The sequence below is a fragment of the Pseudonocardia ammonioxydans genome (assembly GCF_900115005.1).
GTDB lineage: Bacteria > Actinomycetota > Actinomycetes > Mycobacteriales > Pseudonocardiaceae > Pseudonocardia > Pseudonocardia ammonioxydans.
Window position 1 is genome coordinate 24,598 of sequence record NZ_FOUY01000002.1, and the last position, 12,626, is coordinate 37,223.

The 12,626-nt window shown below is 74.4% G+C and carries 10 protein-coding genes and 1 pseudogene; 3 read left to right on the forward strand and 8 right to left on the reverse strand.

The window, feature by feature from the left end:
- Window positions 1-50 precede the first annotated feature (50 nt).
- Window positions 51-605 carry a helix-turn-helix domain-containing protein gene (locus BM093_RS02705; protein WP_093336702.1) on the forward strand — a complete coding sequence of 185 codons (555 nt, stop codon included), beginning with the start codon at window positions 51-53 and terminating at the stop codon, window positions 603-605.
- Here the strand turns inward: BM093_RS02705 and BM093_RS02710 are convergent, their stop codons facing one another.
- From BM093_RS02710 to thrS, 8 genes are all read right to left on the reverse strand, one after another.
- Entirely contained in the window at window positions 606-1,619 is a 1,014-nt protein-coding gene (locus BM093_RS02710; RefSeq protein ID WP_143105236.1) for a glycoside hydrolase family 16 protein, read from the reverse strand.
- A 1,256-nt stretch (window positions 1,620-2,875) separates the two neighbouring features.
- Complete coding sequence (gene pdxS, locus BM093_RS02715) at window positions 2,876-3,793, reverse strand: pyridoxal 5'-phosphate synthase lyase subunit PdxS (protein WP_093336708.1); 918 nt, start codon at window positions 3,791-3,793, stop codon at window positions 2,876-2,878.
- A 16-nt stretch (window positions 3,794-3,809) separates the two neighbouring features.
- Window positions 3,810-4,397: a hypothetical protein gene (locus BM093_RS02720; RefSeq protein WP_093336710.1), complete on the reverse strand. Its 588-nt coding sequence runs from the start codon at window positions 4,395-4,397 to the stop codon at window positions 3,810-3,812.
- Window positions 4,394-5,587 carry a glycosyltransferase family 4 protein gene (locus BM093_RS02725; protein ID WP_093337432.1) on the reverse strand — a complete coding sequence of 398 codons (1,194 nt, stop codon included), beginning with the start codon at window positions 5,585-5,587 and terminating at the stop codon, window positions 4,394-4,396. The genes BM093_RS02720 and BM093_RS02725 overlap by 4 nt, the downstream gene beginning before the upstream one ends.
- A 5-nt stretch (window positions 5,588-5,592) precedes the next feature.
- Window positions 5,593-6,525 (reverse strand): phosphatidylinositol mannoside acyltransferase, encoded by a 933-nt coding sequence (locus BM093_RS02730; protein WP_093336712.1) that lies wholly within the window; start codon window positions 6,523-6,525, stop codon window positions 5,593-5,595.
- Window positions 6,518-7,132, reverse strand: coding sequence for a phosphatidylinositol phosphate synthase (gene pgsA / locus BM093_RS02735; RefSeq protein ID WP_093336714.1), 615 nt, complete (start codon window positions 7,130-7,132; stop codon window positions 6,518-6,520). Before pgsA ends, BM093_RS02730 begins: the two co-directional genes overlap by 8 nt.
- Window positions 7,133-7,175: 43 nt before the next feature.
- On the reverse strand, window positions 7,176-7,793 hold the full coding sequence (locus BM093_RS02740) for an HIT family protein (RefSeq protein WP_093336716.1): 618 nt from the start codon (window positions 7,791-7,793) through the stop codon (window positions 7,176-7,178).
- A gap of 16 nt (window positions 7,794-7,809) precedes the next feature.
- Window positions 7,810-9,867: a threonine--tRNA ligase gene (thrS, locus tag BM093_RS02745; protein ID WP_093336718.1), complete on the reverse strand. Its 2,058-nt coding sequence runs from the start codon at window positions 9,865-9,867 to the stop codon at window positions 7,810-7,812.
- A 134-nt stretch (window positions 9,868-10,001) separates the two neighbouring features.
- Here thrS and BM093_RS02750 point away from each other — a divergent pair.
- Together BM093_RS02750 and BM093_RS02755 are read left to right on the forward strand one after the other, a co-directional pair.
- Window positions 10,002-11,023: pseudogene (locus BM093_RS02750) on the forward strand (LLM class flavin-dependent oxidoreductase).
- Window positions 11,024-11,065: 42 nt separating this feature from the next.
- On the forward strand, window positions 11,066-11,443 hold the full coding sequence (locus tag BM093_RS02755) for a nuclear transport factor 2 family protein (RefSeq protein WP_093336720.1): 378 nt from the start codon (window positions 11,066-11,068) through the stop codon (window positions 11,441-11,443).
- Window positions 11,444-12,626 lie beyond the last annotated feature (1,183 nt).

The window sequence follows — 12,626 nt, forward strand, 5'->3', positions numbered from 1 at the left end:
GTTACAGTGAACCCACGACCTGTCGTTCGTCAAGCCGAACTCGAGGACCGATGAATCGAACGCCACCGCTCGCGACGATCGCGGCCGCCATCCGCCGGGAGCGCGACCGCCTGGGCATCTCCTCGGCGGAGCTCGCCCGCCGGGCCGGGATCGCGAAGTCGACGCTCTCCCAGCTCGAGGCCGGGACCGGCAATCCCAGCGTCGAGACGCTCTGGGCGATCGCGGTGGTGGCCGGGGTCCCGTTCAGCACGCTGGTGGAGCCTCCGGCACCGCCGGTCCGGGTGGTCCGCGCGAGCCAACGCCCGGCCATCCGCTCCGAGGCCTCGCCGTTCACGTCGGCGCTGCTGGCGGCGTGCCCGCCGGGTGCCCGGCGGGACGTGCACGTGATCACCTCAGAGCCGGGCGACGCCCGCGCCTCGGACCCGCACTCCCCCGGGACGGTCGAGCACATGGTCGTCAGCAGTGGACGGTGGAACGCCGGCCCGGCCGGCGAGGAGGTCGACCTCGACCCCGGCGACTACGTCACCTTCCCCGCCGACCGGCCGCACACCTACCGGGCGCTGACCGCGGACGCGTCCGCGGTACTGGTCATGGAGTACCGCTGATCAGCCACCGCTGGGCCCCCGGGTGGCGGAGCCGGCGTCCGGACCGCCCTCGGTGATCCGCTTCAGCGGCCCGTCGAGGAGACCCTCCTCGCTGCCACCGCCCTGTTCGGACTCGGGCATCGGGTACTGGCGGACCCAGTCGACCTCCATCGTGGACGGTTTCACCTCACCCCCGCCCTCCGGGAACCAGTCGAGCTGGATGCACAGGTGCATCGGACCGGGGGGCAGGATCGAGGTGTCGTCGGTGCGCCACCACTCCTTGCCGTCCACATAGGCCACGACACCGTCCGGGCTCCACTCGACCGCCCAGTTGTGCCACTGTGTCGCGTCGATCTGGACCTCGCCCTGGACCTGGCTGTTGTCCTCGCCGTAGTGCAGGAACAGCTCGGTCGACTGCCGGGTGTGGTCGGTCATCTCCATGAAGTCGATCTCGCCGCCGACCGGGAAGTTCTCCGCGGTCGGCCAGAGCAGCAGCAGCGCGTTGTAGCTCGGGTCGGACGCCGGCGCGCGCACCCGGCCCTCCCAGCGGCCGTACTTCTGGCTGGCGTCGGTCCAGGCCATTCCGGCGGTCTTTCCCTCGGAGTCACCGTTGATGGTGAGGATGCCGTCCTGCACCGACGCCGCGTCCGGCGAGCGTGTGCCCTCACCCGCGTGGCCGGGACCGTCGTACATGTTCCATCCGGCGAGGTCACCGCCGTCGAACTCGTCGACCTTGCTCGGCTCGCCCCAGCCGTGCGCGGTGGCGGCGCTGCTCTCCGCGCCCGGGTACGCGGCGGGGCCGGCCGCCGGGTCGGCGGGTGCGGGCGGGGGCGTCGGCTCGGCCGCCTGGCCGGCCGGCGTGCCGCCGGTCCCGCAGTCGGCCGGGCCGGGCCCACCGCCCGGTCCGCCCGCGGTCCGCTCACCCGGGCCGGCGCCACTGCCGGTGCCACTGCCACCGGCCGCCTGGCTGTCCCCGGAACCCTGGTCCTGACCCGCGGAGCCCCGGTCGTCGCCCGAACCGCCGTCGCCGGGCACCTGGCCACCGCCCGAAGCCTGATCGCCGCCGGACCCGGAGTCGCCGCTCGACCCCGAGGCGTCGCCGCCGGGCCCGCCGGAGTCGTCATCGCCCGAATCCTGGCCACCGCCCGACCTGTCGCCGGACTTCTGATCGCCGCCGGAGCCCTGGTCGCCCCCGGATCCCGAATCACCGGACGAGCCGGACGAGCCCTGGTCGCCACCCGAGCCCTGGTCGTCCCCGGACCCCGAGCCACCGCCCGAGCCGGACGAGCTCTGATCGCCACCCGAGCCCTGATCGCCCCCGGACCCCGAGTCGCCGCCCGACCTCGAGTCGTCGCCGCCGGGCCCGCCGGAGTCGTCATCGCCCGAATCCTGGCCGCCACCCGACCTGTCGCCGGACTTCTGGTCGCCACCGGAGCCCTGGTCGTCCCCGGATCCCGAGTCACCGGACGAGCCGGACAAGCCTTGGTCGCCACCCGGGTCCTGCCCATCACCGGACGGCCCGGCCGCATCCCCCGAGCCATCGTCTCCCGACTCCGGCTCGGCGACGGCCTCCCGGGCGGCGGCACCGGCATCCGGCAGCGCGGCTCGACCGGCCCCTTCCGCCGCCGGACCCGCAGCTCCGGAATCCTGGCCACCGCCGCCGGCCGCGGAGCCGCCCGAGGCCGCATCTCCTGGATCCGAGCTGCCCGGATCCGACGCACCACCGGAGCCGGGGGCGCTCGAGGCCGGGCCCGACGTTCCGGAGCTCGACGTTCCGGAGCCCGAACCGGCCGTGCTCGGCTCACCGGTGCCGCCGGGCTTCCCCGACCCGGCGCCACCGTCGTCCCTCGAACCCGACCCACCCGAACCGGACCCGCCCGGGCCGGGGCCCGGTGCCGGACAGTCCACCGCCGTCGTCGCGCTCGGCCGATCCGCCGCCCCGGTGTCGGCGTACGCCGCAGCCGGAACAGTGATCAGCATCGCGGCCGCGATGGCCGCGGCTCGCACAGAGCGTCCCATCAGGCTCCTCCGCCCCACTGGTCTCGTGATTCGCAAAGGAACGTAAACGCCACACAGTCACCATGCGCCCCGCTGTCACCGTATCGAGTTGGCAACCCCGCCCTCGGGTGATCACGAAACCCGGAGAAATCGGGCGCGCCCCGCTACCGAGGGATCCGTGTGGTCACCGCATCGTGGTGCCGCGATCCGGTGGTGGGGACCACCCGGACACGACGAGAGCCCCGCCCGGCGACGGCCGGACGGGGCTCTCGTGAACGACGGAAGGGCGGGAACTACCAGCCGCGGCCGGCGTAGCGCTGGTCCTCCGGGATGTCCGGGATGTTGATCCCGACCATGGCCTCACCCAGGCCCCGCGAGACCTTCGCGATCATGTCGGGGTCGTCGTGGAACGTCGTGGCCTTCACGATCGCCGACGCGCGCTGCGCCGGGTCGCCGGACTTGAAGATGCCCGAGCCGACGAACACGCCCTCGGCGCCGAGCTGCATCATCATCGCGGCGTCGGCCGGGGTGGCGATGCCACCCGCGGTGAACAGCACGACCGGCAGCTTCCCGGTGCGCGCGACCTCGGCGACGAGCTCGACCGGCGCCCGCAGCTCCTTGGCCGCGACGTAGAGCTCGGCGGGGTCCAGCGACGCGAGCCGGCCGATCTCGGCACGGATCGACCGCATGTGCCGGGTCGCCTCGACGACGTTGCCGGTACCGGCCTCACCCTTGGAGCGGATCATCGCCGCGCCCTCGGAGAGCCGGCGCAGGGCCTCGCCCAGGTTGGTCGCACCGCACACGAACGGCACGGTGTAGGACCACTTGTCGATGTGGTGGGCCTCGTCGGCCGGGGTCAGCACCTCGGACTCGTCGATGTAGTCGACGCCGAGCGCCTGCAGGACCTGGGCCTCGACGAAGTGCCCGATCCGGGCCTTGGCCATGACCGGGATGGAGACGGCCTCGACGATCCCGGAGATCATGTCGGGGTCCGACATGCGGGCGACGCCGCCGTTGGAGCGGATGTCGGCGGGGACCCGCTCGAGGGCCATGACGGCCACGGCGCCGGCGTCCTCGGCGATCTTCGCCTGCTCCGGGGTGACCACGTCCATGATCACGCCGCCCTTGAGCATCTCGGCCATGCCGCGCTTGACCCGCGCGGTGCCGTGCTGCGGACCGGCGTTGTCAGGGGTGTTGTCGGCTGCGGACACGGGTGATCGGAGCTCCTCACATGGCGGTCGGGTGACGGCCCGATTCTACGTCAGCGCCGCCCGGCCCGGCCGCCGGTTCCGGATCGGCGATCTCGAAGTACACCGGCTCCGGGGCGGTGCCGTACAGGTGGAACCAGCGGACCAGTCGTCGGGACCGGAGCACCCGGGTGTCCCGCACGGCGTCGTTGTGCACCCGTCGCGCCAGCACGACCAGCTGCTGGGCGTCACGCAGCTCCGCCGCCAGCGGCGCCGGCAGCCCGGCCCGGTCGACGGCCGCGAGCTCCCTGGTCAGGACGTTCTCGGCGGTCTCGCGGGCCTCCCGGGCGCCGGCCGGGTCGTGCCCGCCGGGGGTCGGCGCGGCCCCGGACCGGGCGGTGGTCGCGGCGGCGCGCAGGCGCCCGGACCCGGCCGCACCGGGCACATCGGCGATCCGCAGTGCCACCTCCGCCCGGCGTTCCAGCGCGGTGGCCAACCCACCCCGGGCGGCCCCCACCCGCACGTGCAACCGGTGCAGACGTCGCACCCGTGTCAGAGACCACACGGTGAGCGCGACCACGACGACCAGGGCCGCCGCCACGAGCAGCACCACGGCGAGCGTGCTCATTCCGCGCTCCGCACCCGTGAGTGGAAATCGCGGCTGGAGCCACGGTTTCCACTCACGGGCGGCGAAGCCGCGAGGGCGGCCCGGTAGACGCGCAGCACCTCCTCGGCGACGACCGGCCAGTCGTAGCGGGCCGCCCGCTCCCGCCCGGCGGTGCGCAGCGCGGCACGGCGGCCGTCGTCGTCGAGCAGGTCGGCCAGGGCGGTCCCGAGCGCGGCGCTGTCACCGGGCGGGGTCAGCACGCCCGCGCCGTCGAGCACCGCGCGGAACGACTCGATGTCGCTGGCCAGCACCGGTGCGCCCGCGGCCATCGCCTCGGTGAGCACCATGCCGAAGCTCTCCCCGCCGCGGTGCGGGGCGCAGTAGACGTCCATCGCGCGCAGTGCCGCGGCCTTCGTCGGCTCGTCGACCGCGCCGAGCAGCTCGATCCGCCCGGCCAGCTCCGGCCCGGCCGCCCGGTGCAGGGCGTCGGCGTCCCCGCGCCCGACGACGAGCAGGCGCAGGCCCGGGCGCACCGCGACCAGCGGCCGCAGCGCGTCGAGCAGCACCCCCATGCCCTTGCGGGACTCGTCGAACCGGCCGACGAAACCGACCCGCCGGCCGGGTGCGCCCGCCCCGTCCGGCGGGTCCGGCGCCAGGCCGTCGACGAGCTCGTGCAGCGGCGGGCCCTGGGCGAACCGGGCCACGTCGACGCCGTTGGGGATCTCGGTCGCGTCCCCGCCCAGGTGCTCGACCTGCACCCGCCGCGCGGTGGCCGAGACCGCGATCCGCGCCGTCACCTTCTCCATCAGCGGGCGCAGTACCCCGCCGAACGCGGCCAACGCCCGCGACCGCTCGGTCGAGGTGTGGAACGTCGCGACGATCGGGCCGCGGGCGGCGAGCAGGGCGAGCACCGACACCGAGAACGTCGTGGGCTCGTGCAGGTGCAGCACGTCGAACTCGTGCTCGGCCAGCCAGCGGCGGGCACGGTGGTAGGACACCGGTCCGAACGTCACCCGGGCGACCGAGCCGTTGTAGGGCACGCCGAGCGAGCGCCCCACCGGCGTCACGAACTCGGGCGCCTCCCCCACCGCCGGGGCGAGGACGTCGACCCGGTGTCCCCGCGCCCGCAGCGCCGCGGCGAGGTCGAGGACGTGGTTCTGCACCCCGCCCGGCACGTCGAGCGAGTACGGGCACACCACCCCGACCCGCAGCGCCGTCATCCCGGCCCGCCCGGGATCGGCTGCAGCATGTGCCAGTCCTCGGGCCGGTGCGCGATGAGCTCGCCGAACGCGTCGGCCAGGGCCTGGGTGGCCTTGACCACCGCCGACCCCGGCCCCGACACCGCCGCGGCGCCATCGACCGGGATCTCCGGGCCGACGTGCACCCCCCACGCCGCACCGGCGAACACCGGATACGCCGGGTGCAGCGCCGCGCCGGTCAGCCGGGCCAGCCGGGCCGGGCCGGCGGGGAGGCGGGCCGGGGCGCCGAGGAACCTCACGTCGACCCCGGTCCCGGACAGGTCCCGGTCGGCGATCAGGCAGACCACCCCGCCGGCACGCAGCCGCGCGGTCAGGGCCCGGTGCGCCGACCGCGGGTCGTCGGCCGGCACCACCTCGAACCCCAGCGAGCGCCGGTAGTCGAGGAACCGGCGGAACAGCGACTCCGGGCGCAGCCGCTGCACGACGGTCGTGATGGCCGGCTCCAGCCCGAGCCGGGCGAGCTCGCCGACCATGTAGACCCCGGCGACGTCCCAGTTCCCCGCGTGCGGCAGGGCGTAGAGCACCCCCCGGCCGGCGCGCAGCGCCTCCAGCGACGCGTCGATGCCGTGCACGTGCGGGTGCATCGCCCGGTGCAGCGCGCCCGGCTCCAGCGAGGGCAGGGCGAACGCCTCCCGCCAGTAGCGCGCGTAGCTGCGCATACCCCGTCGTACCAGGTCGTCGAGCTCGGCGGGCGCCGCGTCCGGGCGGACCCGGGCGAGATTCGCGCGCAGCCGCTGCACCCCCGGCCCGCCGCGGCGGGTGGCGAGGTCGGCACCGGCGTCGAACACGCGGGCGACGACCGCCGGCGGCAGCTTCCCGACGACCGCCCAGCCCGCCGCGTAGCCGGCACCGGCCAGCGCCTCCCGGGCCCGCGTGGGACCGTCAGGCACGGGGCACCTCGCGCGAGCTCCGGCGTACCGCCAGGATCCGCTGGCCGAGGGTCACCACCGTCCCGATCGCCAGCACGACCAGCGCGACGGTCAGCGCGTACGGCACGCCGAGCCCGGCCAGGAACGCGCCGAGCAGCCCCAGGACCAGCCGTTCGGCCCGCTCGACGAGGCCGCCCTCCGCGGCCAGCCCCACCGACTCGGCGCGCGCCTTCACATACGACACGATCTGCCCGCCGACCAGTGCGACCAGCGCGGCCGCCGCGGCGACCGGCTCGTCCCCACCGGTCAGGGCCCACCAGGCCAGCGCACCGAACAGGGCGCCGTCGACCATCCGGTCACAGGTGGAGTCGAGCACCGCCCCGAACGGGGTGCCGTGGCCGCGGGCGCGGGCCATCGCCCCGTCGAGCAGGTCGGTCAGCACGAACACCGTCACCAGGACCGAGCCGAGCACCAGCCGGCCGGTCGGCAGGAACACGACCGAGCAGGCGAGGGCACCCACGGTGCCGAGCACCGTCATGGTGTCCGGGCCGATGCCGAGCGCGACCAGGCGCCGGCCCACCGGATCGGTGAGCCGGTTGACGTGCCCGCGGGCGAACAGGTTGAGCATCGTGGGCGACGAACTCCCTCACGGGCAGGCGGTGGTGACCAGCCTAGTCGGGGTGGCGGGCTCCGCGCCGGGGCGGCTCCCACGCCTCCGCCAGCTGCGCACGGGTCTCGGCGAGCAGCTGCGGGATGACTTTCGTCTGCCCGACGACGGTGATGAAGTTCGCGTCGCCGCCCCACCGCGGGACGACGTGCTGGTGCAGGTGCTCGGCCAGCGACCCGCCCGCGACGCTGCCCAGGTTGAGCCCCACGTTGAACGCGTGCGGGGCCGCCACCCGCTTCATGGTCACCACCGCCTGGCGGGTGAAGGCCATCAGCTCGGCCGCCTCGGAGTCGGTGAGCTCCTCGAGGTCCGCGACGTGCCGGTAGGGCAGCACCATCAGGTGCCCCGGGTTGTACGGGTGCAGGTTCAGCAGGGCGTAGACCTCGTCACCGCGGGCGATGACCAGGTTCTCCGCGTCCGGGCCCACCTGGTCCCCGCCGTCGTACTCCCCGGGCTCCCCGCAGTCCCCGGGCTCCCCGACGATCTCACCGCGGCCGATCCGGCAGAACGGACAGCCGGTGTCGGAGGCGCCCTTGATGTAGGCCAGCCGGTGCGGGGTCCAGAGCCGGGCGAACCCGTCGGGTGTCCCGACCCCCTCCTGCGGGACCCACTGCTGCTCCATGAGGCGATCCTAAGCCTCAGGCTGCAGGGAACGACTCCGCGTCCGGTGAGGTGTTCGTCCGCGATCCGACCCAGTCCGCGATCGCCGCCACCGCCTCGTCCACGGGCACGCCGTTGCGCTGCGAACCGTCGCGGAACCTGAAGCTCACGGCCCCCGCCTCGACGTCGCGACCGCCCGCGAGCAGCAGGAACGGGACCTTCTGCAGGGTGTGGGTCCGGATCTTCTTCTGCATCCGGTCGTCGCCGGCGTCGACCTCGACCCGGATCCCGCGGGCCCGCAGCCTCGCGGCGATGTCGCGGACGTAGGAGTCCTGGTCGTCGGTCACCGGGATCCCCACCACCTGCACGGGGGCGAGCCAGGCCGGGAAGGCGCCGGCGTAGTGCTCGGTGAGCACGCCGAAGAAGCGCTCGATCGACCCGAACAGCGCGCGGTGGATCATCACCGGACGCTGCCGGGACCCGTCGGTCGCGGCGTACTCCAGCTCGAAGCGGTCCGGCAGCATCATGTCGACCTGGATGGTCGACATCTGCCAGTACCGGCCGATCGCGTCGCGGGCCTGGACGGAGATCTTCGGCGCGTAGAACGCGGCACCACCCGGGTCGTCCCGGAGCTCGAGACCGAAGCTCTCCGCGGCGTCGCGCAGCGCCTGGGTGGCCTCCGCCCACGCCTCGTCGGAGCCGATCGACTTCTCCGGGTTGCGGGTGGACAGCTCCAGGTAGAAGTCGTCGAGACCGTAGTCGCGCAGCAGGTCGAGCACGAACTGCAGCAGCGAGCGGATCTCGTCCTGCATCTGCTCGCGGGTGCAGTAGATGTGCGCGTCGTCCTGGGTGAACCCGCGGGCCCGGGTCAGTCCGTGCACCACACCGGACTTCTCGTAGCGGTAGACGGTGCCGAACTCGAACAGCCGCAGCGGCAGCTCCCGATAGGACCGCCCGCGCGACCGGAAGATCAGGTTGTGCATCGGGCAGTTCATCGGCTTGAGGTAGTAGTCGACGGCCTGCTTCTTCAGCTCACCGTCGGACCCGTACTCGGCGTCGAGCTGCATGGGCGGGTACATGCCCTCGGCGTACCAGTCGAGGTGCCCGGACAGCTCGAACAGCTGGCCCTTGGTCGCGTGCGGCGAGTAGACGAACTCGTAGCCCGCCTCGGCGTGCCGCTCGCGGGAGAGATCCTCCAGCTCCTTGCGGACGACACCGCCCTTCGGGTGGAACACCGGCAGGCCGGAACCGATCTCGTCCGGGAAGCTGAACAGGTCCAGCTCGGAGCCCAGCCGGCGGTGGTCGCGGCGCTCGGCCTCGGCGATCCGCTCCAGGTAGGCGTCCTGCGCCTCCTGCGACTCCCAGGCGGTGCCGTAGATGCGCTGCAGCTGGGCGTTGGCCTGGTTGCCCCGCCAGTACGCGGCCGCCGAGCGGGTCAGGGTGAACGCCGGGATGAACTTGGTGGTCGGCAGGTGCGGGCCGCGACACAGGTCCGACCAGACGGTCTGCCCCGAGTGCGCGTGCACGTTGTCGTAGATGGTCAGCTCGCCGGAGGCGTCGACCTCCATGATCTCGCCGTCCGCGCCGCCGTCGCCGCCCTTGAGGTCGATCAGCTCGAGCTTGTACGGCTCGCCGGCCAGCTCGGTCCGCGCCTCGTCCTGGGACTCGAAACGGCGCCGGGAGAACCGCTGCCCCGACTTGACGATCTTCTTCATCGCCGACTCGATCTTCTTCAGATCCTCGGGGGTGAAGGGGGTGTCGACGTCGAAGTCGTAGTAGAAGCCGTCGGTGACCGGTGGGCCGATGCCGAGCTTCGCCTTGGGGAACAGCTGTTGGACGGCCTGCGCGAGGACGTGCGCGCAGGAGTGCCGGATGACGCTGCGACCCTCTTCGGTGTCGGCCGGGACGGGGACAACCTCGGTGTCGGACTCGGGGGCCCAGGCCAGGTCGTGCAGGCCGCCCTCGGTGTCGCGGACGACGACGATCGCCCCGGGGCCGCTGGTCGGCAGGCCGCCCTCCCGGACGCGCGCGCCGGCGGTCGTCCCGGCCGGCACCCGGATCGGGGCGGACGCGGGCGGGGCGGGCGGTGCGGACACGGTGGGGCCTCCAGGGCTGTTCACGAACGGTGTGGGCTCCGCCGGCGGAGCCAGGGGTCGATGCTAGTAGGGCGCCCCGACAGGTTTCCCGCGGGCGGTCCGGGCCGCCATGGGGAAGATCCGCGACGCCGCGGGTGTTGCAGCCGGTCGTGGTCCCCCTCTCCGTGCTCGACCTCGTCCCCGTCGCCGACGGTTCGTCGGCCACCACCGCGCTGGAGCACAGCACGCGGCTCGTCCGGCGGGCCGAGGAGCTCGGCTTCACCCGCTACTGGGTGGCCGAGCACCACGCGATGCCGGGGATCGCGAGCTCCTCGCCGCCGGTGCTGATCGCGCACCTGGCCGGCGCGACCGAGCGCATCCGGGTCGGGTCGGGCGGGGTCATGTTGCCCAACCATCGCCCGCTCGTCGTCGCCGAGCAGTTCGGGACGCTCGAGGCACTGCACCCGGACCGCATCGACCTGGGCATCGGCCGCGCACCGGGCACCGACCCGAAGACCGCTGCGGCGCTGCGCGGGATCTCCGCGGACCGGCTGCAGGCGCCGGACGACTTCCCCGACCAGCTCGTCGAGCTCGCGTCGTACTTCCGGGGGGACGCCGACGTGCTCGCCGTGCCCGCGAGGGGGAACGCGCCGTCGCTGTGGCTGCTCGGGTCCTCGGGCTACTCGGCGAAGGTGGCCGGGATGTTGGGTCTGCCGTTCTCGTTCGCGCACCACTTCTCGAGCCGGAACACGACGGCGGCGCTCGAGCTGTACCGGGAGCACTTCCGGCCGTCGTCGATGCTCTCCGAGCCGTACGCGATGATCGCGGCGAGCGTGTTCTGCGCGGACACCGACGAGGCCGCCCGCGACCTCGCCCTGCCGGCCGCGCTGCAGTTCCTGCACCTGCGCCTCGGCAACCCGCGCGAGCTGCCCGGGCCGGAGGAGGTCGCGGCGTTCGACTGGACCGACACGGCCCGCGCGTTCGTCGAGGAACGCCAGGCCGACCAGATCATCGGATCGCCCGCGACCGTGCGGGCCGGCGTCGAGGAGCTGGTGCACGTACCGGCGTCGACGAGCTGATGGTGACGACGGCGACCTACCGCGGCGAGGACCGGCTGCGGTCCTACGAGCTGCTGGCCGAGGCCGTCGGGCTGCCACGGGCCGCTGCTGCCGCGTGACCGTCCGATCGTCCCGGGCCGACGACAGGGCATGATCGCGGCGTGCGCGATACGACGTCCGCCCGATTCCGGGCCGCCATCGAGGCCGGCGACCTGGACGCCGCGGTGCTGCTGTGCACCGACGACGTCCGGTTCCGCTCGCCGGTCGTCCACCGCCCCTATGAGGGACGCGACGCGCTGCGGGCGATCCTCGGCGCGGTGTTCACGGTGTTCAGCGACTTCCGGTACGTCGCCGAGTTCTCCGGGGAGGCCGGCCACGTGCTCGAGTTCACCGCGCAGGTCGGCGACCGCGAGGTGCAGGGCATCGACCTGCTCCGGTTCGCCGACGACGGCCGGGTCCGCGAGCTGACGGTCATGGTCCGGCCGCTCTCGGCCGCCGAGGCGCTGCGGGACCGGATGGGTCCGCTGCTGGGCGGCTGACACCGGCCCCGGCGGCCAGCGCGACCCGGTGGACGGGCCGGCGCCGGGCGGTTCCCGAGGCCGCCGGCACCGCCGCGGAACGGCCACCACCGTCGCCGAGCGGTCACGCCGCGTACCCGTCCCGGCCCGGCCCGCGCCACCGGTCGTTCGGCGCCGGACACCCGCCGGTCGGCCGCTGCCACCGGTGTCGCGTGCCGTCGCGGCACGCCCGCCCCTCGCGTCGTCGCACACAGCGGTCCGTTGCTCGACGGAACCACGCGCCCGCCACTGAGGGCCGTGTGGCGCAGGCACGATGGTGCGTACGGCGGACGCTCCCCGGCCGAACGGTCACGCGACGCCGCGCACGATGCGCTGACGTGCCGACATTCGAGTGACGTCGATCAGGTGGCCACATCGCAACCCGTCGGTAACTCGTTGGCCCGGCGAGCACACGCGTGCTCGCCCGAAGCAGACGCCGGTGCCCCGCCGGCCGGACCGTGAGAGGAGAGGCGGTTGACCGCAGGCCCGCCCCCGCCCCCGCGGTCCCGGCGTCGTTCCTCCGGCGAGGACGGGAACGAGCCGTACGGATCCGGCCGCGCGCTGCGGACCGAGGAACGCCCCACCGGACGACACAGCAGCGACGAGGTCCCCCGCGACGACCCGGGCCGCGCCCCGCGGCACGGTGCCCCGGCCCGCACCGGACGGCACGACGCCGGGGACCCCGCCCGGCACGGGTCCGAGGGCACGGCGGCCACGTCGTTCGCCGACGTCGTGCGCGCGTCGGGCCGCGACGCCGCGCGGGGCCCGGCCGCCGACGAACCGGATGCGGGCCCCTCCGGGCGGCGCAGTGCCCGCCGTGACCCGGCCGGAAACGGGGCCGCGGCCGGCGGTGCGCCCGGCGGGCACGGGCCGGTCGGCGGTGCACCCGCACCGCGTGGCGCTGCGCCCGGCAGGCCCGCACCGGTGCCGAACGGCCGGCGCCCTGCCCCGGACGGCCACCCCTCCGGAGACGTCCGCCGCCCCGGTCCGAGCGAGGGTGTCCCCCGGGGTCCGGCTCCGGACCGCCCCAGCCCGAACGGTCGCCCGCCCCACGGTGCGGGCCGGAACGCTCCTGCCCCGAACGGTGCGGCACCCATCGGTACCGGACCGAACAGCCCCGGTCCGAACAGTGCCGGCCCGAACGGTGCCGGTTCGAACGGTGCCG